The sequence below is a fragment of the Agreia sp. VKM Ac-1783 genome (genome assembly GCF_900177765.1).
Lineage (GTDB): Bacteria > Actinomycetota > Actinomycetes > Actinomycetales > Microbacteriaceae > Agreia.
The window spans coordinates 229,875-250,274 of sequence record NZ_FXWI01000001.1; the positions used below are offsets into that span (position 1 = coordinate 229,875).

General features: G+C 64.3%; 18 protein-coding genes. 17 read left to right on the top strand and 1 reads right to left on the bottom strand.

Annotation, left to right across the window (positions count from 1 at the left end; translation table 11 throughout):
- Positions 1–70 precede the first annotated feature (70 nt).
- The 17 genes from CCK87_RS01140 to CCK87_RS01220 all read left to right on the top strand — a co-directional run bounded on the left by CCK87_RS01140 (position 71) and on the right by CCK87_RS01220 (position 19,665).
- Positions 71–1,414 (top strand): sugar ABC transporter permease, encoded by a 1,344-nt coding sequence (locus CCK87_RS01140; protein ID WP_086459687.1) that lies wholly within the window; start codon positions 71–73, stop codon positions 1,412–1,414.
- A complete protein-coding gene (locus CCK87_RS01145; protein ID WP_086459688.1) occupies positions 1,411–2,373 on the top strand; it encodes a carbohydrate ABC transporter permease in 963 nt (320 codons plus the stop codon). The genes CCK87_RS01140 and CCK87_RS01145 overlap by 4 nt, the downstream gene beginning before the upstream one ends.
- Positions 2,374–2,507: 134 nt before the next feature.
- Entirely contained in the window at positions 2,508–4,415 is a 1,908-nt protein-coding gene (locus tag CCK87_RS01150; RefSeq protein WP_086459689.1) for an ABC transporter ATP-binding protein, read from the top strand.
- Positions 4,416–4,466: 51 nt separating this feature from the next.
- Positions 4,467–5,831, top strand: a complete 1,365-nt coding sequence (locus CCK87_RS01155; protein ID WP_086459690.1) for a cystathionine beta-synthase — start codon at positions 4,467–4,469, stop codon at positions 5,829–5,831.
- Between the two features lie 44 nt (positions 5,832–5,875).
- Positions 5,876–7,033, top strand: coding sequence for a cystathionine gamma-synthase (locus CCK87_RS01160; protein ID WP_086459691.1), 1,158 nt, complete (start codon positions 5,876–5,878; stop codon positions 7,031–7,033).
- A gap of 51 nt (positions 7,034–7,084) precedes the next feature.
- Complete coding sequence (locus tag CCK87_RS01165; RefSeq protein ID WP_086459692.1) at positions 7,085–7,324, top strand: hypothetical protein; 240 nt, start codon at positions 7,085–7,087, stop codon at positions 7,322–7,324.
- A gap of 39 nt (positions 7,325–7,363) precedes the next feature.
- Positions 7,364–8,533 (top strand): N(5)-(carboxyethyl)ornithine synthase, encoded by a 1,170-nt coding sequence (locus tag CCK87_RS01170; RefSeq protein ID WP_086459693.1) that lies wholly within the window; start codon positions 7,364–7,366, stop codon positions 8,531–8,533.
- 116 nt (positions 8,534–8,649) lie between these two features.
- Positions 8,650–9,330, top strand: coding sequence for a VTT domain-containing protein (locus CCK87_RS01175; protein WP_086459694.1), 681 nt, complete (start codon positions 8,650–8,652; stop codon positions 9,328–9,330).
- A gap of 9 nt (positions 9,331–9,339) precedes the next feature.
- Complete coding sequence (locus CCK87_RS01180; RefSeq protein ID WP_086459695.1) at positions 9,340–11,295, top strand: prolyl oligopeptidase family serine peptidase; 1,956 nt, start codon at positions 9,340–9,342, stop codon at positions 11,293–11,295.
- A 240-nt stretch (positions 11,296–11,535) separates the two neighbouring features.
- On the top strand, positions 11,536–12,546 hold the full coding sequence (locus CCK87_RS01185) for a putative oxygenase MesX (RefSeq protein ID WP_086459696.1): 1,011 nt from the start codon (positions 11,536–11,538) through the stop codon (positions 12,544–12,546).
- Positions 12,543–13,571 carry a methionine synthase gene (locus tag CCK87_RS01190; RefSeq protein ID WP_086459697.1) on the top strand — a complete coding sequence of 343 codons (1,029 nt, stop codon included), beginning with the start codon at positions 12,543–12,545 and terminating at the stop codon, positions 13,569–13,571. Before CCK87_RS01185 ends, CCK87_RS01190 begins: the two co-directional genes overlap by 4 nt.
- A gap of 70 nt (positions 13,572–13,641) precedes the next feature.
- Positions 13,642–15,057, top strand: a complete 1,416-nt coding sequence (locus CCK87_RS01195; RefSeq protein ID WP_249273649.1) for an APC family permease — start codon at positions 13,642–13,644, stop codon at positions 15,055–15,057.
- Positions 15,058–15,354: 297 nt separating this feature from the next.
- Entirely contained in the window at positions 15,355–15,588 is a 234-nt protein-coding gene (nrdH, locus tag CCK87_RS01200) for a glutaredoxin-like protein NrdH (protein WP_044441583.1), read from the top strand.
- 43 nt (positions 15,589–15,631) lie between these two features.
- A complete protein-coding gene (gene nrdI / locus CCK87_RS01205) occupies positions 15,632–16,042 on the top strand; it encodes a class Ib ribonucleoside-diphosphate reductase assembly flavoprotein NrdI (protein WP_086460312.1) in 411 nt (136 codons plus the stop codon).
- Positions 16,043–16,077: 35 nt separating this feature from the next.
- Positions 16,078–18,183: a class 1b ribonucleoside-diphosphate reductase subunit alpha gene (gene nrdE, locus CCK87_RS01210; RefSeq protein ID WP_086459698.1), complete on the top strand. Its 2,106-nt coding sequence runs from the start codon at positions 16,078–16,080 to the stop codon at positions 18,181–18,183.
- Between the two features lie 54 nt (positions 18,184–18,237).
- Positions 18,238–19,212: a class 1b ribonucleoside-diphosphate reductase subunit beta gene (gene nrdF, locus CCK87_RS01215; protein ID WP_055776053.1), complete on the top strand. Its 975-nt coding sequence runs from the start codon at positions 18,238–18,240 to the stop codon at positions 19,210–19,212.
- Between the two features lie 9 nt (positions 19,213–19,221).
- The gene (locus CCK87_RS01220; RefSeq protein ID WP_249273650.1) at positions 19,222–19,665 is read left to right on the top strand and encodes an SRPBCC family protein; all 444 of its coding nucleotides are present in this window, start codon (positions 19,222–19,224) and stop codon (positions 19,663–19,665) included.
- Positions 19,666–19,761: 96 nt separating this feature from the next.
- Here CCK87_RS01220 and hxlA read toward each other — a convergent pair whose 3' ends face one another.
- The gene (gene hxlA, locus CCK87_RS01225; RefSeq protein ID WP_086459699.1) at positions 19,762–20,385 is read right to left on the bottom strand and encodes a 3-hexulose-6-phosphate synthase; all 624 of its coding nucleotides are present in this window, start codon (positions 20,383–20,385) and stop codon (positions 19,762–19,764) included.
- Between the last annotated feature and the right edge of the window lie 15 nt (positions 20,386–20,400).

The following is a 20,400-nucleotide window of genomic DNA, read 5'->3' on the forward strand; positions in this document are numbered from 1 at the left end:
GATGAGCGCATTCGTTAAGCGCTACTGTTGGCCAATCCAAGAGTCCACCGTTGTACTCGAAAGGGTATTCATGTCCGACACACGAACGACGACGCCTCCGGTGTCAGCACCACCACCGGAGCCACACGAATCGCCGAGGCCGCAGCCCTCGGCGCGCACGACCAAGTTGGTCGTCGCGGGAGCCGCGGTCGTTCTGGCCGTCGTCTTCGTCCTGCTGATCACGAGCCCACCGAACGACGAGGCCAAGCCCGTTTCTCTCGGGTTCTCACTGAACAGCCTCTTCCGGTGGATGGGCAACCTGAACCCTCTGGTTCAGATTCCGATCATCATCGTGATCTTCGGTCTCGTGATCGCGCTCATCCTCGTTCTCATCGAGTACGCGCCGCGCTCGGGCAACTTCTACTTCTGGTTGCGTCTCGCCGCCTGTTTCGTGATTCCCGTGCTGGCCCTGATGCTCCTGCGCCCGTACCAGAACGCGCTGATCTGGGTTCTCGTCATCGCCCTCATCGTCGGTGCTCTGCTCTTCTTCGCCGACTATCGGTCGCGTCAGGGCGCGGGCTACCTCTTCCAGCTCGTCACCTTCATGGCGCCCGCGGTTCTTCTGCTCGCGCTCGGCCTCATCTACCCGACGATCGCCACCATCTACCAGTCGTTCTTCGACAAGACCACGACCACGTTCGTGGGTCTCGACAACTACTTCTGGGTCTTCACGAACCCCGAGGGTTTCTGGTCGGTCGTCAACACTCTCATCTGGGTGCTCGTCGCTCCGGTCTTCTCGACCATCATCGGGCTTGCGTACGCGGTGTTCATCGACAAGGCCCGCGGCGAGAAGTACCTCAAGTCGCTGGTGTTCATGCCTATGGCCATCTCGTTCGTCGGTGCCGGCATCATCTGGAAGTTCATCTACGACAACCGTCAGGGCGAGCAGGTCGGTCTGCTCAACGCGATTGTCACTGCGTTCGGCGGCCAGCCCGTGTCATGGCTCGACGCTCAGCCCCTCATCAACACCCTGCTGCTTCTGGTCGTCTTCATCTGGACCCAGACCGGATTCGCCATGGTGATCCTGTCTGCAGCCATCAAGGGCGTGCCGACCGAGCAGATGGAGGCCGCTGAGCTCGACGGCACCAACGCCTGGCAGCGGTTCCGCAATGTGACCGTGCCGGGCATCCGGTCGTCGCTGATCGTCGTTCTGACGACCATCGCCATCGGCTCCCTCAAGGTGTACGACATCGTCGCCGTCATGACCGGTGGCCGCGCCAACACGACTGTGCTCGGCTTCGAGATGGTCAACCAGCAGCAGCGCTTCCAGAGCTACGGACACTCGGCGGCCCTCGCCGTCGTGCTGTTCCTGTTCGTGCTGCCGCTGATCATCTACAACGCCAACCAAATGCGCAAGCAGAGGGAGATCCGATGACCACCGACACTCTCGTCGACAACCGGTCGAAGCGTCAGGTCGCCCGGGCCACCCAGAAGAGCGAGAAGATGGCGCAGAAGCGCCTCACCTCGCGAGGCGCCACGATCGCGGCGATCATCATCGCCGTCATCTGGACCATCCCCACCTTCGGTCTGTTCGTCACCTCGTTCCGTCCCGGTTCAGACACGCAGTCGACCGGTTGGTGGACCGTGTTCGTGAACCCGTCGTTCACGCTCGACAACTACTCGCAGGCGCTGAACTCGGGCGGCACGGCTCTGACTCTGGGCCAGTCGTTCATCAACTCGCTCGGCATCACGATTCCGGCCACGGTGTTCCCTCTCGTCATCGCCTCGCTGGCGGCATACGCCTTCGCGTGGATCGATTTCAAGTTCAAGAACATCGTGTTCGTCGGCGTCTTCGCGCTGCAGATCGTGCCCATCCAGATGGCGCTCGTTCCGCTGCTGAGCCTCTTCTCGAAGGGCCTCACCGTGAACGGCGTGGGTATCTTCCCGGGCTTCGAGCTGCGTGACGCAGAGCACAGCTTCGCAACGGTCTGGATCGCCCACGCGATCTTCGCCTTGCCGCTGGCCATCTTCATGCTGCACAACTTCATCTCGGAGATTCCGGGTGAGGTGATCGAGGCCGCGCGTGTCGACGGAGCCGGACACGGACAGATCTTCTTCCGTATCGTCCTGCCCTTGGCCACGCCCGCGATCGCATCGTTCGCCATCTTCCAGTTCCTCTGGGTCTGGAACGACCTGCTCGTGGCGACGATTTTCGCGCCGTCGACATCACTGCCGCTCACCCAGACGCTCAACTCGCTGTCGGGCACCTGGGGCAACCAGTGGTTCCTGCAGTCGGCCGGTGCGTTCATCTCGATCATCGTGCCGCTCGTCGTGTTCTTCTCGCTGCAGCGCTTCTTCGTTCGAGGCCTGCTCGCCGGAGCGACGAAGGGCTAGCCATCACAGTGGTCCCGCTGGTCGAGTAGGCCGGCCGCGGCCGTATCGAGGTCCGAAACATGGTCTCGATACGCTCGTGCCTCGCTACTCGACCAGCGGGACCCTTCTGTCTAAAGCGCAGGTAGGTTGAACAGATGAGTATGCGAGGGGGCGGCGGGCGCCGAGGCGGCGTGAGCGCCGGTGACGTCGGTCTGCAGAAAGAACTGAACAAGAGTGCGCCGAAGATCGACCACCTTCTGAGTCGCATCCTCTCGCTCTTCTCCCCGTACCGCACTCCCATCATCGGCACGATCGTGCTCGTGCTGATCGGCGCGGGCCTCACCGTGATTCCGCCTCTTCTCACGCAGCGCGCCTTCGACGATGGGCTCTTCCCTTCGGCCGATCCGTCGACGGGCGCCGGCGGCAATACGGGCGATGCGGGATCGCTCATCCAGGGCCCCAACCTGCCGGTGCTGATCGAGATCGTCGTTCTCATGATCGTGATCTACATCGTGTCGAGCCTGCTGAGCGTCTGGCAGACCTACCTCACCGCGAAGGTCGGCAACAGTGTCATGGGCGCGCTCCGGGTGCGACTCTTCACGCACCTCGAGGCGATGGAACTCAGCTTCTTCACGAAGACCAAGACGGGTGTCATCCAGTCGCGACTCCAGAACGACGTGGGCGGCGTGGCCAGCGTGCTGACCAACACCATCTCGTCGATTCTCGGCAACACGGTCACGCTGATCGCGGCGGTCGTGGCCATGGTGCTGCTGAACTGGCAGCTGACGATCGTGGCCCTCGTGCTCATGCCCATCCTGGTTCTTGCCCAGCGTCGAGTCGGCCAGGTGCGGGCCCGCATCGCCACCAAGACTCAGGAATCGCTCTCGGACATGACGGCGATCACGCAGGAGACGCTGAGCGTGTCGGGCATTCTGCTCTCGAAGAGCTTCAACCGGCAGCAGACCGAGATCGGCCGCTACGCCGACGAGAACGCCACCCAGGTGCGCCTGCAGGTGAGCCAGCAGATGAGTGGCCAGTGGTTCTTCGCCATGGTCAACATCTTCTTGTCGGCCATTCCAGCCATCGTTTACCTCGTGGCCGGGTGGTTGCTGGTCGGCGGGGCGCCCGACATCACGGCGGGTACCATCGTGGCGTTCACGACCGTGCAGGCACGGCTTCTGTTCCCTCTTCTCGGGCTCATGCGCGTGGCCCTCGACCTGCAGACCTCGAGCGCTCTGTTCGCTCGCATCTTCGAGTACCTCGATCTGAAGCCTGCCATCGCCGACGCGCCCGATGCGCGCTCGGTCGACACGGCTCACCTCGGCCGGGTCGAGTTCGACGACGTCGTCTTCCGCTATCCGGATGCCGAGGACGACTCTCGCCCGACGCTCAACGGGGTGTCGTTCGTCATCGAGCCCGGGCAGTTCGCGGCCTTCGTCGGCCCCTCTGGGGCGGGCAAGACGACGGTGTCGTACCTCGTGCCGCGCTTCTACGAGGCGACCGACGGCACGGTCCGCTTCGCCGGCACCGACGTGCGCAAGCTCAGCCAGGAATCGCTCGTGGCGAACCTCGGAATCGTGAGCCAGGAGACGTATCTCTTTCACGCCACGATCGGCGACAACCTGCGTTACGCCAAGCCGGATGCCACGCAGGCCGAGATCGAGGAGGCCGCACGCCAGGCGAACATCCACGACCGCGTCATGAGCTTTCCCGCCGGATACGACACCGTCGTGGGGGAGCGCGGCTACCGGCTCTCTGGCGGCGAGAAGCAGCGCATCGCCATCGCGAGGGTGCTGCTGAAAGACCCCGCCGTGCTCATTCTCGACGAGGCCACCAGCGCCCTCGACACCATCTCTGAACGGGTCGTGCAAGCGGCGCTCGACACGGCATCCCGAGGCCGCACGACCATCGCGATCGCGCACCGGCTCTCGACCGTGCTCTCTGCCGACGTGATCTTCGTGATCGACAACGGTGAGGTTGTCGAACGCGGAACGCACGCCGAACTCATCGACGCCGATGGGGTCTACTCGACGCTCTACTCGCAGCAGCACGAAACGACGTAGATTCGCTCGCTCCCGGGTCTGGCCCTCGGGCGTCGGTGATAGTTTCGTGAGGTGAAATACGCGAATACGGTCATCGATCTGGTCGGCAACACGCCCCTCGTCAAGCTCAACAGCGTCACCGAGGGCATCCAGGCCACGGTGCTCGCGAAGATCGAGTATCTGAACCCCGGTGGTTCGTCGAAAGACCGCATCGCGACGCGCATCATCGACGCGGCCGAGCGCGAGGGAAAGCTGAAGCCCGGCGGCACGATCGTCGAACCGACCTCGGGCAACACCGGCGTCGGCCTCGCTCTCGTGGCGCAGCAGCGCGGATACCGTTGCGTGTTCGTGCTGCCAGACAAGGTCGGCGAAGACAAGCGCAACGTGCTCACGGCCTACGGCGCCGAGATCGTGGTGACTCCCACCTCCGTCGCACCCGAAGACCCCAACTCCTACTACTCGGTGTCCGATCGTCTCGCACGCGAGATTCCCGGCGCGTTCAAGCCGAACCAGTACTCCAACCCGAACGGGCCACTCAGTCACTACGAGACGACCGGCCCCGAGATCTGGGCCGATACCGAGGGCAAGATCACGCACTTCGTCGCGGGCGTCGGCACCGGCGGCACCATCTCGGGTGTCGGGCGCTACCTCAAGGAGGTCTCTGGCGGTGACGTCACGATCATCGGCGCCGACCCCGAGGGGTCCGTCTACTCCGGCGGCACCGGCCGCCCCTACCTGGTCGAGGGCGTCGGAGAAGACTTCTGGCCCGAGGCCTACGACGCCAGCGTGGTCGACGAGATCATCGCGGCGAGCGACGCCGAGTCGTTCGCTCTGACCCGCCGGTTGGCGCGCGAGGAGGGCCTGCTCGTCGGCGGGTCGTCCGGGCTCGCCGTGGCCGCAGCGCTCAAGGCTGCCGCCAAGCTCGGGCCTGACGACGTCGTCGTCGTGCTGCTTCCCGACGGTGGTCGCGGCTACCTGGGCAAGATCTTCAACGACAAGTGGATGCGCAGCTACGGTTTCGCAGACGCCACCGACGAGGCCACGGTCGGCGACATCCTGAAGGCGAAGACCGGCGGGCTTCCCGCTCTCGTGCACGCGCACCCGAGCGACACCGTGCGCGACGCCATCCAGATCATGACGAGCTACGGCGTATCGCAGGTGCCCGTGCTGTCGGCGGAGCCGCCGGTCGTCATGGGCGAGGTCACCGGTTCGCTCAACGAGCAGAGCCTGCTCGAAGAGGTCTTCTCGGGCCGGGCCGAGATGACCGACCATGTCGGGGCCTTCGCCAGCGACCCTCTGCCGCTCATCGGCATCCACGAGTCTGTGGCTTCTGCGCGACGCTTTCTCGGCAAGGCGGGCGCCCTGCTCGTGACAGACGATGGCAAGCCGGTGGCCGTGATCACCCGGCACGACCTCCTCACCTTCCTCAGCGAATAGTTCGCTGGCGAATAAAACTCACCCGAAGAGACTTGACAGTAGACATGCCCCAGAAAAAGCAGCAGTTCGAGACCGTCGCCGTTCACGCCGGACAGGAGTTCGACCCGACGACCGGCGCGATCATTCCTCCGATCTACCAGACGTCGACCTTCGTACAAGACGGCATCGGCGGTTTCCGCGGCGGCTACGAGTACGCGCGCGGCGGCAACCCCACTCGCTCGTCGCTTGAGACCTTGCTCGCCGCGCTCGAGGGTGCGAAGCACGGGCTGTCGTTCTCGTCTGGCCTCGCCGCCGAAGACGCGCTGCTGCGATCCGTACTCGAGCCCGGTGACCACGTGGTGCTGGGCAACGACGTCTATGGCGGCACGCACCGTCTGATCAACCGCGTCTTCGGCCGCTGGGGCGTCGACAACGACACCGTCGAGATGATGAACCTGCAGGCGGTCGCCAAGGCGGTCATCCCGGGCAAGACCAAGATCCTCTGGCTCGAGACCCCGTCGAACCCGCTGATGAAGGTCAGCGATGTCGCCGAGCTGGCCGAGATCGGCCACGCAGCCGGAGCCCTCGTCGTGGTCGACAACACGTTCGCGTCGCCCTACCTGCAGCAGCCCCTGGCCCTCGGCGCCGATGTCGTCGTTCACTCGACCACCAAGTATTTGGGAGGGCACTCCGACGTGCTGGGTGGCGGGCTCGCACTCGACGACGACGAGCTGCACGAGAAGGTGCGCTTTCAGCAGTTCGCGGCTGGCGCCGTGTCGGGCCCGATGGATGCCTGGCTCACCGTTCGAGGAATCAAGACTCTCGCCGTGCGCATGGAGCGCCACAGCGACAATGCCCAGAAGATCGCGGAGTACCTCGTGGGACACCCCGCCATCGAGACCGTGTTCTACCCCGGGCTCGAATCGCACCCCGGCTTCGAGCTCGCCAAGCGGCAGATGCGTCGCCCCGGTGGGATGCTCTCACTGGCCTTCAAGGCAGGCCCGAAAGCGGCCCGCAAGTTCGCCGAGTCGACGAAGCTCTTCTCTCTCGCGGAGTCGCTCGGCGGCGTCGAGTCGCTCGTGGGATACCCCACCGAGATGACACACGCCTCGGTCAGGGGAACGGCGCTCGAGGTGCCCGAGAATCTCATTCGCCTGTCGGTCGGCATCGAGGGGGCAGACGACCTGCTTGCCGACATCGAACAGGCACTGCCCAAGAAGTAGCGACCTGGCAACCCCCGCTTGCGCGTCTTCGGCGCGACATAGCGTGGGGGCATGAACTCATCCGACATCTCCTGGAACGACGAAGCCCGCGCCAAGATTCTCGACGACAGTGACAGGGTGTTGCGCGAGGCCGTGCTCGACCTCGGCAAGACGCTCTCCGGGCACGACTCCAACGAGGCGTACGAGCAGTTGTTCGCTCGGCTGAAAGACCGCTTCATCGATTTCGAGCCCGGTCCCGACATCCGCAAGTATGCCGACGCGATCGTGGCGGGCGAGTTCGCGGACGAATGACATGATCGTCGCGCGCCATCCCGTGCCCTAGGGTCAGGTATGAGCGAAACGACATCCACGCCCGGCCTGCTGCGCCTCGGCGTGATGGCCACGTCACGCAAGGCCGACGAACGGCGCCTTCCTCTTCACCCCGCCCACCTCGAGCGTATCGACGACGATCTGCGGGCGAACATGATCCTGGAGCGTGGCTACGGCCTGCGTTTCGGCATTCACGACTCCGAGCTCGAGCCGCTGGTCGGCTCGATGGCCACGCGCGACGAGATCATCGAGCGCGCCGACGTGGTGCTGCTGCCCAAGCCTCAGGCCTCCGACCTCGAAGAGCTGCGCGACGGCCAGGTTCTGTGGGGATGGCCGCACTGCGTGCAAGACCGGGAGATCACCCAGCTCGCCATCGACAAGCGGCTGACGCTCATCGCGTGGGAGGCCATGAACCACTGGCAGTCCGACGGGGGATTCGGGCTTCACGTGTTCCACAAGAACAACGAGCTCGCCGGTTACTGCTCGGTCATCCACTCGCTGCAGCTGTGCGGCTCGACGGGTGACTACGGTCGCCGTCTGACGGCGGTGGTGATCGGATTCGGCGCGACCGCCCGCGGGGCGGTCACCGCGCTCAATGCCCACGGCATCCACGATGTGCGGGTGCTGACCAATCGGGGGATCGCGGCTGTCGGATCGCCGATCCCGTCGGTCGACATCATCCAGTTCGAGCACAACGACTCCGCGCCCTTCGAGAGCACGGTCAATACTGAAGATGGGCCGGTGCTGCTTGCTCCATTTCTCGCCGAGAACGACATCGTCGTCAACTGCACGCTGCAGGATCCGAATGCGCCGCTCACCTATATGCGCACCGAAGACCTGAGCATGTTCCGCGGGGGCAGCCTCATCGTCGACGTGTCGGTCGACGAGGGCATGGGCTTCGAATGGGCGAAAGCCACCACGTTCGCCGACCCGATGTTCACGGTCGGAGACTCGACCAACTACTACGCGGTCGACCACAGCCCGTCGCTGCTGTGGAACTCGACGACCTGGGAGATCAGCGAGGCACTGATGCCCTTCCTGCGCACCGTGATGGAGGGCTCGTCGTCGTGGGCCGAGTCGGAGACGATCCGGCGTGCCATCGAGATCGAGGGTGGGCTCGTGCGCAACGAGGCGATCCTGGAGTTCCAGAAACGTTCAACCGAATACCCCTATCCGGCGGTGCAGTCATAACCTAGCGTCGACGATGAGACCGGGGTGCGACGCGCGTGGTCCCCCGGGTGGATGTGCTCCTCCCCTCGCCCTTTCTACGGTGGAGTCATATCCCGCTCGTCACCCCGAAAGGCGCCATGGAACAGCTCACCGATCTGCTCGTGGGTGCCGTCTCGTCGCCGTGGGTCCTTCTCGTCGTCTTCGCCGTCTGCATGCTCGATGCGTTCTTCCCCCCGGTTCCGAGCGACATCGTTCTCGTCGCCGCGGTGGCCGTGGCCGTCGCGGGATCGCCGGCGCTGCTCGTTCCGCTCGTGCTGGTCGCGGCGGTGGGCGCGATCGTCGGCGACAACATCGTGTTCGAGATCGGCCGCCGGGTGGGCACGACGAGATACCGGTGGATGCGCAGCCGCCCGATGCGCGCTGCAATCACGGGCGCATCGACGCAGCTGCGGGTGCGGCCGGCGAGTCTCATCATCACGGGCCGGTACATTCCGGTGGGCCGCATCGCCGTGAACCTCACTGCGGGGAGCGTCGGTCTCTCGCGTCGGACGTTCGTGCCGCTCAGCATCGTCGCCGGCGTCTCCTGGTCGCTCTACATGTTCGTGGTCGCGCTCATCGCGTCGACGTGGATCCAGGACAACCCTCTTCTCTCCGCGTTGATCGCCGCCGTCTCGGCGGTCCTGCTCGGCCTCCTCGTCGACCGCGTGATGGCTCGGGCGGCCCGGCGGGCGGCGACGAAACAGGATGCGCGAGCGCCCGAAGTAGCCGGTCTGCCGCCCGCAGCATCCGGTGATTTCGCTGTCAGCACCCCGTTGTAGCGTGGACGCATGACCGAACCTCGCATCGCTCCGTACGGAACCTGGACATCGCCGATCAGCGCCGAATCCCTCGCGAGTTCCGGTCATCCGGTCGGCGGCGGAGCCTACGCCGGCGACGAGGTGTGGTGGCAAGAGCTGCGGCCCACCGAGGGCGGACGGCTCTCGATTCGGCGCGCCGGTGCCGACGGTGAACCGATCGACGTGCTGCCCGCTCCGTTCAATGCCCGCACCCGAGTGCACGAATACGGCGGGGGAGCGTGGACCGTGACCGGCCTCGCCGACGGCCCGGCGGTTCTCGTCTTCGCGAACTTCGACGATCAGCGGGTCTACCGGCTCGATGTCGACACCGTCGACGCCGAGCCCAGCCCGCTGACCCCGGAGGGGCTCGGCATGCGCTTCGCGGAGCTCCAGCAGCGCGGCGCCGAGATCATCGCGGTCCGCGAGACGCACAGCGAGGCCGGCCTCTCCCGCGACATCGTCGCGATACCGCTCGACGGCAGCGCGGCGCACGACGCCGGGCGCATCCGTTCGATCGTCTCGGGCTCGCACTTTCTCGCGTCGCCGCGCATCTCGCCCGACGGCACGAAGCTGGCCTGGATCGCCTGGGAGCATCCGCAGATGCCGTGGGACGGCACCGAGCTGAGGGTCGGCGCCATCGGCGAGGCCGGCAGCGTGAGCGAGTGGCGCACCCTCCTGGGCAGCACCACCGAGTCGGTTCTGCAGCCGGAGTGGCGCGACGACGACGACCTCTTCGTGATCAGCGACCGCACGGGCTGGTGGAACCTCTACCTCGTCGGGGTCGCAGATGCAGAGTTGCGCCCGCTGCACGCGGCGTCATTCGACTTCGGTGGCGCTCTCTGGATGCTGGGCACGACCTGGTACACCGTGCTCGACGCCGACAGACTCCTGACGGTGCGCACCTTCGGCACAGATCGGGCCGCGATCCTCGATGTGCCGACGGGCGAGCTCACCGAGCTGCCTCTCGAGATCGACTCCATCTCGTTCGGCGCCCGTCGCGGTCAGCGCATCCTGGTCACGGGCGGCAGCGCCGTTCTGGCGTCGGGGCTCCGAGAACTCGACCTGCAGACTCGCGCGCTCCGAGATATCCGACTCTCTGTCGATGAGCTGCCCGACCGGGCTTATCTGCCGACGGCTGTCGCTCGCACCTTCGGAACCGATGAGAGGCCTGTGCACACCTTCGTGTACGAGCCGGCGAACCCCGAGTTCGCGGCCCCGGCGGGCGAGCGGCCGCCGTTCGTGGCCTTCGTGCACGGGGGGCCGACGAGTCGCACCGTGCCCGCGGTCAACCCGACGATCGCCTACTTCACGTCTCGGGGCATCGGCGTCGTCGACATCAACTACGGCGGCTCCACGGGGTACGGTCGCGCGTATCGCGACCGTCTGCGCGGGCAGTGGGGCATCGTCGATGTCGACGACACGGTCGCTGCCGTGCGCGGGCTCGCCGACGCCGGGATCGCCGACGGCGACCGGCTTGCGATCCGCGGCGGTTCAGCAGGCGGATGGACCGTGCTGGCCTCGCTGACGCAGTCCGACGTCTTCGCCTGCGGCGCCTCCTACTTCGGCGTGGCCGAGCTCACCCTGTTCGCCGCTGAGACGCACGACTTCGAGTCGCGCTACCTCGACGGTCTGGTCGGGCCACTGCCCGAGGCGGCCGCCCTCTACGAAGAGCGTGCGCCGCTGAACAACGTCGACGGGCTGTCGTGCCCGGTGCTGCTGCTGCAGGGGCTCGACGACAAGATCGTTCCGCCCTCGCAGGCCGAGCGCTTCAGAGACGCGCTCGAGGCGAAGGGCCTGAGGCACGCGTATCTCGCCTACGAGGGTGAGTCGCACGGGTTCCGGCGCGCATCCACCATCATCTCGGCCACCGAGGCCGAGCTCTCGTTCTACGGACAGGTCATGGGCTTCGTTCCTGTCGACGTTCCCGTGTTGCCGTTGCGGGGTTGAGAGCGAGCCGCCGTAACGTGAGGTCATCCGGCGCTCGATCGTGCATCGCTGTCGTAGCCTGCTAGGGCAGTGCGCACAACGAAGCCTCGCGTCCCGGTCAGGGACACGCCTGCGACATCGCTATCCGTGGAGTCGCGCCATCGCGGCTTCCCTATTCGAGGAGCACACCGCCATGGTCACCATCACGAACGCTCGCCTCATGGGCGCACACGCCGTTCTCTTCCGAGCGGAGTCCTGTCGATGACGAATCTCGCCTTCTCGATTGACCGCACGCGTTTCGACGAGGACTACCACCCCCTCGGCACCACCCGCATCACCACCAACTTCGCCAACCTCGCCCGAGGCGAGAACCGCCTGCAGAACCTGCGCAGCACGTTCACGATGATCGACGATCGCTTCAACGGACTCGTGGCAGGTGTCGACGAAGACGGCCATCGCTACTCGGTCGAACTCGACATCATCTCTGTGAGCGTCGACGTCGACGGCGAGGGTCTTCGCGACGCCGTACCGCTGATCGAGGTACTGCAGGCCACCATCGTCGACCGCCGAACCGGTGAACGCGTCGAGGGCATCGTGGGCAACAACTTCTCGTCGTATGTGCGCGACTACGACTTCAGTATCGTGCTGCCCGCGCACAGCGTAGACTCGTCGGCCCAGGGTCTGCCGCCCGGATTCGGAGAATTGCACGGCAATCTGTTCAAGAGCTTTCTCCGCTCCGAGATCTACGCGCAGCGTTTCGCCAAGCCGCCCGTCATCTGCCTGAGCGTCTCGAGCAGCAAGACGTACTCTCGCACCGACAACCAGCATCCGATTCTGGGCGTCGAGTACCGACAGAGCGAGTACTCGCTGACCGACGCGTACTTCGAGAAGATGGGATTGCAGGTGCGCTTCTTCATGCCGCCCGACAGTGTCGCCCCTCTCGCCTTCTATCACCTCGGTGATCTGCAGGGCGACTACACCGACCTCGAGCTCGCCGCGACGATCAGCACGATGGAGACGTTCCAGAAGATCTACCGACCCGAGATCTACAACGCTCACGTCGCGGCCGGGCAGACGTATCAGCCGAGTCTCTCGAACCCCAGCTTCTCGACGACGTCGATCGTCTACGACCGCGAGGAGCGCAGCCGTCTGGCGGTCGAGCAGGGCAGGTTCGCGCAGGAGCATTTCATGGACCCCTATAAGGCCACTCTCGACGAATGGTCGGCAGAGTTCGCGGTTCAGCACGTCGAGGTGAAGGGAGGACGGTCGTGAACACTCTTCTTCCGACCACGACCGCTGGAAGCCTGCCCAAGCCCTCGTGGCTTGCGCAACCCGAGAAGCTCTGGTCGCCGTGGAAGCTGAGCGGCGACGAGCTGACGGAGGGTACGCACGACGCGCTCCGCCTCTCGCTCGACGACCAACGAGAAGCGGGCATCGACATCGTGAGCGACGGCGAGCAGACGAGGCAGCACTTCGTCACCACCTTCATCGAGCACCTCAGCGGTGTGGATTTCGAGAAGCGGGAGACGGTCAGGATCCGCGACCGTTATGACGCATCCGTGCCGACGGTGGTCGGGGCGGTGAGCCGAGAGAAGCCGGTCTTCGTCGACGACGCCCGGTTCCTTCGAGAACACACCGATCAGCCCATCAAGTGGGCGTTGCCCGGTCCGATGACCATGGTCGACACGCTCTACGACGCTCACTATAAGAGTCGCGAAAAACTGGCGTGGGAGTTCGCCACCATCCTCAATCAGGAGGCCAGGGAGCTGCAGGCCGCGGGCGTCGACATCATCCAGTTCGACGAGCCCGCGTTCAACGTCTTCTTCGACGAGGTGAACGACTGGGGCGTGGCCGTTCTCGAGAAGGCGATCGAGGGGCTCACCTGCGAGACCGCCGTGCACGTCTGCTACGGCTACGGCATCAAGGCGAACACCGACTGGAAGGAGACCCTGGGGGCCGAGTGGCGTGAATACGAAGGCATCTTCCCCAAGCTCCAGGCCTCCGACATCGACATCGTCTCGCTCGAGTGTCACAACTCACACGTGCCCATGGACCTGATCGAGCTCATCCGGGGCAAGAAGGTGATGGTCGGGGCCATCGATGTGGCGACGGCCACCATCGAGACTCCCGAAGAGGTCGCGCAGACACTGCAGCGGGCCCTTCAGTTCGTCGATGCCGACAAGCTCTACCCCTCGACCAACTGCGGCATGGCGCCCCTGCCTCGAAGCGTCGCGCGCGCGAAGCTCGCGGCTCTCGGCGCGGGCGCGGCCCTGCTGCGGGGCGAGCTCTCGGTGTAGCCGTGCGGCGTCAGGGCTAGACCGCACACCTGTCTCGGGTGCAGGCTGGGGGCAGAGGGGCGGTGGATCGATGACGATCGACGAGAAGGCGAGTGATTCCACGCAGTCGGAGCCTGCAGAGCTCAAGCGGGTCATGGGGCCGAAGCTGTTGCTTCTGTTCATCGTCGGAGACATCCTCGGCACCGGCATCTATGCCCTGACCGGGCAGGTGGCGGCCGAGGTCGGGGGAGCGGCCTGGCTGCCCTTCCTCATCGCATTCGGGGTGGCGCTGCTGACGGCATGCTCCTACCTCGAGCTTGTGGGCAAGTATCCGCAGGCCGCCGGAGCGGCGCTCTACGTGCACAAGGCCTTCGGCATCCATTTCGTGACGTTCATCGTGTGCTTCACGGTGATGTGCTCGGGACTCACCTCGGCCTCTGCCGCATCGGGCGCGTTCGCGAGCAACTTCGCCACCGGCTTCGGCCTCGACAGCGCGAACCCCGGCATCCTGCTGGTCGTCGCGCTGCTCTTCATGCTGCTGATCATGGCCGTGAATCTGCGAGGCGTGGCCGAGAGCGTGGGGCTCAATGTGGTGCTGACGCTGGTCGAGCTGTCGGGTCTGCTGCTCGTGATCCTCATCGGATGCTTCGCCATCTTCGGCGGCAACGCCGACTTCTCGCGGGTGGTCGCGTTCGACACTCCGGAGGACAAGGGCATCTTCCTGGCGATCAGCACCGCGACGTCGCTGGCGTTCTTCGCGATGGTCGGCTTCGAAGACTCGGTCAACATGGTCGAAGAGGTGAAGAACCCGAGCCGCATCTTTCCGAGGGCCCTGCTGTCGGGGCTGACCATCACGGCGATCGTCTATGTGACCGTGGCGATCATCGCCGTCGCCGTGGTTCCCGTCGGCGAGCTGGCCGGCAACGACACCCCGCTGGTCACCGTCGTGCAGACCGCGGCACCCGACTTTCCCATCTCGGCGCTGATTCCGTTCATCTCGCTCTTCGCCGTGGGCAACAGCGCCCTGATCAACATGATGATGGCGAGCAGGCTGCTCTACGGCATGAGTAAGAGGGGTGTGCTTCCCTCGTTCCTGTCGAAGGTGCACACCAAGCGGCAGACGCCGTTCGCGGCGATCCTCTTCACCACGGGCATCGCGCTCGCGCTCACCGCCTACGTCTCGATCGACCCGAAGAACCCTCTCGTGATCCTTCTCGGCGGCACGACCTCGCTGCTTCTGCTCGCCGTCTTCGCGCTCGTCAACGTGAGCGTGCTCGTGCTGCGGCGCGAGAAAGTCGACCACGATCACTTCACCACCCCGACCGTGCTGCCCGTGCTGGGAGTGATCGTGTGCGTCTATCTGGTGCTGCCGTGGTCGTCGGGAAGACCGGTCGAACAGTACGAGATCGCGGGGGTCCTCCTCGGTGTCGGAGTCGTTCTGTGGGCTATCGGCCGCCTTGTGAAGTCGCGGTCGACGGCATCCGATGCGACACGCCGAGGGCGCTGAGCGCCGCATCTTTTTTGGAAAGTTTTTTCGGCGACGAGTTATCCACAACGGCCGAGATCAACCGTGGATTTCAGGCATTTTTCTTGTGGACAAACGGTTGATAACCATGTGCACTCGTTGTGGAGAATTACACGGGTGTAACACTTCATCTAGTGGCACTCGAAGAGACCGATCCCTATATGTAGTATTGAACTCCCGGCACGGTGACGGGGCCCACGGGGCCGATCGTCAGCTCGCCAGCACTAAAACCAATACAGAACATTCCACCCATCTCCTTCGTCTGAAAGGCGCATTTTCATGGCAATCACGGTTTACACGAAGCCCTCCTGCGTGCAGTGCACGGCCACCTACCGTGCCCTCGAGAACAAGGGCCTCGAGTACGAGATCTTCGACGTGTCCGTCGACGAGAAGGCTCTCGCCGCCGTGAAGGAGCTCGGCTACCTTCAGGCTCCCGTCGTGATCACCGACAACGACCACTGGTCGGGATTCCGCCCCGACAAGATCGATGAGCTGGCCCGTCTCGCCGGCTAGTCAGCCCGTGCCACTCGCCGAGGTGGTCGACACGATCCCCACCCTGTCGAACCTGGTCTACTTCTCGTCGGTGTCGGGTAACACCCACCGTTTCATCGAGAAGCTCGGGATGCCGGCCGATCGCATCCCTCTTCACGCATGGCAGCCCAGACTGATGGCCACGGAACCCTACGTTCTCGTGCTCCCCACCTATGGTGGGGGCACCGAGGGCGGGGCGGTTCCCAAGCAGGTGATCTCGTTTCTCAATGACGAGAACAACAGATCCCTCATCCGCGGAGTGATTTCCGCCGGCAACACCAACTTCGGTGAAGCCTTCTGCAAAGCGGGAGACATCGTCTCCCGCAAGTGCGCAGTTCCCCACCTCTACAAATTCGAAGTATTCGGAACCCCGGACGACGTCACTGCCGTCCACGAAGGATTGGAAGCGTTTTGGACGTCCCCACAGCATCACTAGAGAACACCCGCATCGAGACCCCGGGTCAGGTGCAGATGGACTACCACTCGCTGAACGCGATGCTGAACCTCTACGGTCCGAACGGTGAGATCCAGTTCGACAAAGACAAAGAGGCGGCCAGGGAGTTCTTCCTGCAGCACGTCAACCAGAACACGGTCTTCTTCCACTCGCTGCGCGAGCGCCTCGACTACCTCATCGAGAAGGAGTACTACGAGGCCGCGACCATCGAGCAGTACTCGTTCGAGTTCATCACCAAGCTCAACGACCTCGCCTACTCCAAGAAGTTCCGCTTCGACACCTTCCTCGGTGCGTTCAAGTACTACACCTCGTACACGCTGAAGACGTTCGACGGAAAGCGCTACCTCGAGCGCTTCGAAGACCGCGTCGTGATGACGGCCCTCGGCCTCGCCGGTGGCAACGAGCAGCTCGCGATCAACCTCGTCAACGAGATCCTCGGCGGCCGCTTCCAGCCGGCCACCCCCACGTTCCTCAACACGGGCAAGGCCCAGCGCGGCGAGCTCGTCTCCTGCTTCCTTCTTCGCATCGAAGACAACATGGAGTCCATCTCCCGCGCCATCAACTCCAGCCTCCAGCTCTCCAAGCGCGGCGGTGGCGTCGCCCTGCTGCTGTCGAACATCCGTGAGTCTGGTGCGCCGATCAAGCAGATCGAAAACCAGTCCTCGGGAATCATCCCCGTGATGAAGCTGCTCGAAGACTCCTTCAGCTACGCCAACCAGCTCGGAGCCCGTCAGGGGGCCGGTGCCGTATACCTGCACGCCCACCACCCCGACATCATGCGCTTCCTCGACACCAAGCGCGAGAACGCCGACGAGAAGATCCGCATCAAGACGCTGTCGCTCGGGGTCGTCGTTCCCGACATCACCTTCGAGCTCGCCAAGAAGGGAGAAGACATGTACCTCTTCTCTCCCTACGACGTAGAGCGTGTCTACGGTGTGCCCTTCGGCGACATCTCGGTGAGCGAGAAGTACCACGAGATGGTCGACGACTCGCGCATCAAGAAGACCAAGATCAAGGCCCGCGACTTCTTCCAGACGATCGCCGAGATCCAGTTCGAGTCGGGCTACCCGTACATCATGTTCGAAGACACCGTGAATGCGGCGAACCCCATCAAGGGCCGCATCAACATGTCGAACCTGTGCTCCGAGATCCTGCAGGTCAACACCCCGACTACGTACAACGAAGACCTGTCGTACGACACGATCGGCAAAGACATCTCGTGCAACCTCGGCTCGATGAACATCGCGCTGGCCATGGATGCGCCCGACTTCGGCCTCACGGTCGAGACGGCGATCCGCGGGCTCTCCGCGGTCTCCGACATGAGCCACATCACGTCGGTGCGCTCCATCGAAGACGGCAACGACAAGTCGCATGCCATCGGCCTCGGCCAGATGAATCTGCACGGCTACCTCGCTCGTGAGCGCATCTTCTACGGCTCAGAAGAGGGCATCGACTTCACGAACATCTACTTCTACACGGTGCTGTTCCACGCTCTGCGCGCCTCGAACGCCATCGCGATCGAGCGCGGCGTCAAGTTCGAGGGCTTCGAGGACTCGACCTACGCATCCGGTGCGTTCTTCGACAAGTACACCGACGCCGAGTGGGTGCCCGCCACCGACCGCGTCCGCGAGCTCTTCGACACCGCCGGGGTGCACATCCCGACGCAGGCCGACTGGGACCAGCTGAAGGCATCCGTCATGGAGCACGGCATCTACAACCAGAACCTGCAGGCCGTGCCGCCTACCGGCTCGATCTCGTACATCAACAACTCCACCGCGTCGATCCACCCGATCGCGGCGAAGATCGAGATCCGCAAGGAGGGCAAGCTGGGTCGCGTCTACTTCCCGGCTCCGTTCATGACGAACGACAACCTGGAGTACTACCAGGACTCATACGAGATCGGCGCCGAGAAGATCATCGACACCTACGCAGCGGCAACGCAGCACGTCGACCAGGGTCTCTCGCTCACGCTGTTCTTCAAAGACACGGCGACCACCCGCGACATCAACAAGGCGCAGATCTACGCATGGCGCAAGGGCATCAAGACGATCTACTACATCCGTCTTCGCCAGATGGCCCTCGAGGGCACCGAGATCGAGGGATGTGTCTCTTGCGCTCTCTAGCGCAGGGCGCATCCTCTGCTTCGACAAGCTCAGTCAACGAAAGAAAATAAGGTCATGGTCGAGAAGCTCAAGCTCGTGTCGCACGTCAATGCGATCAACTGGAACAAGATCCAGGACGACAAAGACGTCGAGGTGTGGAACCGACTCGTCAACAACTTCTGGTTGCCCGAGAAGATCCCGCTCTCGAACGACGTGCAGTCGTGGAACACGTTGACGCCCGCAGAGCAGCAGCTCACCATGCGCGTGTTCACCGGGCTCACCCTGCTCGACACCATCCAGGGCACGGTGGGTGCGGTCAGCCTCATCCCCGACGCGATCACGCCGCATGAAGAGGCCGTCTACACGAACATCGCGTTCATGGAGAGCGTGCACGCCAAGAGCTACTCGTCGATCTTCTCGACCCTGTCGAACACGAAAGACATCGACGAGGCGTTCCGCTGGTCGACCGAGAACGAGAACCTTCAGAAGAAGGCCTCGATCGTCATGGACTACTACACCGGTGACGACCCCCTGAAGCGCAAGGTCGCCTCGACGCTGCTCGAGTCGTTCCTGTTCTACTCGGGCTTCTACCTGCCCATGTACTGGTCGAGCCGCGCCAAGCTCACGAACACGGCAGACATGATCCGCCTCATCATCCGCGACGAGGCCGTGCACGGTTACTACATCGGCTACAAGTTCCAGCGCGGACTCGAGACGGTAAGCCAGGAGCGTCGCGACGAGATCAAGGACTACACGTTCTCGCTGCTCTACGAGCTCTACGACAACGAGGTGCAGTACACGCAAGACCTCTACGACGAGGTCGGTCTCACCGAAGACGTCAAGAAGTTCCTGCACTACAACGCCAACAAGGCACTCATGAACCTCGGCTACGAGGCCATGTTCCCGAAGACGGTCACCGACGTGAACCCGGCGATCCTGTCTGCCCTCTCGCCGAACGCCGACGAAAACCACGACTTCTTCTCGGGCTCGGGCTCGTCGTACGTCATCGGCAAGGCCGTTGTCACCGAAGACGAGGACTGGGACTTCTAGGTCCGACGCGTGGTCGTCTCGTTCGAGTGCGTGACGCGCTCGACCAAGACCGAGCGCGAGATGTTCGATCTGGCGAGAAGCATCGACAGTCACACCCGGTCACAGGCCGCCTCAGGCGAGAGGGCCGTGGCCGGGGTGACTGACGGACTCATCGGTCTGGGGCAAGACGTCACGTGGAGTGCACGGCATTTCGGCATCGTCTTCAGGTTGACGAGCACCGTGACCGAATTCGATGCTCCCCACCGTTTCGTCGACGAGCAGAACCAGGGCCCGTTCGCGAGCTTTTGGCACGAGCACCGCTTCGAGCCTTCAGAAGGCGGCTCGGTGATGATCGATCGTCTCGAGTTCGCGGCGCCGTTCGGGCCTCTGGGTCGCATTGTCGAGAGGGTGGCGCTCGCTCCATATCTGCGACGCCTAATCGAAGAGCGCGGCAGGTTTCTCGCCGCGTCGTGAGCGCCGAATGCGCCGAACGCGGGTGTTCCCGCCCAGCGCAGTGGTTGCACCACCGCGGCAGGCGGGAACACCCGCGTTCGTTTTAGCGCAGGATGCCTAGACGATGGCTGCGCGCAGGTCTGCCGCTGCGGCTCCCACGTCCGAGGCGCTGTAGATCGCGCTTCCGGCGACGGCGACCTGGGCGCCCGACTCCTGAACCGCGGCGATGGTCGAGGCGTTGATGCCGCCGGCGACCGAGAACGGCACACCGGATGCCTTGCCGTCGTCGAGCAGGGTCGAGAACGTGAAGCCCTCCTCGGCCTGCTCGTCGAGGCCCGCGTGCATCTCGACGAACTCGGCGCCCAGGGCGACGACCTGCTTCGCGCGCTCGGGCTTATTCGCGACGCCGATCAGGTCGACGACGATGCCCTTGCCGTGCTTCTTCGCAGCCTTGACCGCGCCGACGATGGTGCTGTCACCGGCGGTGCCCAGCACGGTCACGAGGTCGGCTCCCGCGGCGAACGCGATGTCGGCCTCGAGCTCTCCGGCATCCATCGTCTTGAGGTCGGCGAAGACGATCTTGTCGGGGTGAGCGGCCTTGATGGCCGTGACGGCCGAGAGGCCGGCGCTCTTGATGAGCGGGGTGCCGAGCTCGAGGATGTCGACGTGCGGCGCGGCCGCGGCGGCCAGCTCGAGGGCGGCTTCGGTGGTGGTGGTGTCCATGGCGAACTGCAGCTTCATTGTGTTCCTTCGGGT

Excerpts from the sequence above, each read along its gene's own strand:
- CCK87_RS01160 (WP_086459691.1), top strand. The coding sequence starts at position 5,876 with ATGCCCCAGAAAAAGCAGCAGTTCGAGACCGTCGCCGTTCACGCCGGA.
- CCK87_RS01170 (WP_086459693.1), top strand. The coding sequence starts at position 7,364 with ATGAGCGAAACGACATCCACGCCCGGCCTGCTGCGCCTCGGCGTGATG.
- nrdH (WP_044441583.1), top strand. The coding sequence starts at position 15,355 with ATGGCAATCACGGTTTACACGAAGCCCTCCTGCGTGCAGTGCACGGCC.
- CCK87_RS01150 (WP_086459689.1), top strand. The coding sequence starts at position 2,508 with ATGAGTATGCGAGGGGGCGGCGGGCGCCGAGGCGGCGTGAGCGCCGGT.
- CCK87_RS01195 (WP_249273649.1), top strand. The coding sequence starts at position 13,642 with ATGACGATCGACGAGAAGGCGAGTGATTCCACGCAGTCGGAGCCTGCA.
- CCK87_RS01145 (WP_086459688.1), top strand. The coding sequence starts at position 1,411 with ATGACCACCGACACTCTCGTCGACAACCGGTCGAAGCGTCAGGTCGCC.
- hxlA (WP_086459699.1), bottom strand. The coding sequence starts at position 20,385 with ATGAAGCTGCAGTTCGCCATGGACACCACCACCACCGAAGCCGCCCTC.
- CCK87_RS01185 (WP_086459696.1), top strand. The coding sequence starts at position 11,536 with ATGACGAATCTCGCCTTCTCGATTGACCGCACGCGTTTCGACGAGGAC.
- CCK87_RS01175 (WP_086459694.1), top strand. The coding sequence starts at position 8,650 with ATGGAACAGCTCACCGATCTGCTCGTGGGTGCCGTCTCGTCGCCGTGG.
- CCK87_RS01180 (WP_086459695.1), top strand. The coding sequence starts at position 9,340 with ATGACCGAACCTCGCATCGCTCCGTACGGAACCTGGACATCGCCGATC.
- nrdF (WP_055776053.1), top strand. The coding sequence starts at position 18,238 with ATGGTCGAGAAGCTCAAGCTCGTGTCGCACGTCAATGCGATCAACTGG.
- nrdE (WP_086459698.1), top strand. The coding sequence starts at position 16,078 with ATGGACTACCACTCGCTGAACGCGATGCTGAACCTCTACGGTCCGAAC.
- CCK87_RS01140 (WP_086459687.1), top strand. The coding sequence starts at position 71 with ATGTCCGACACACGAACGACGACGCCTCCGGTGTCAGCACCACCACCG.
- CCK87_RS01165 (WP_086459692.1), top strand. The coding sequence starts at position 7,085 with ATGAACTCATCCGACATCTCCTGGAACGACGAAGCCCGCGCCAAGATT.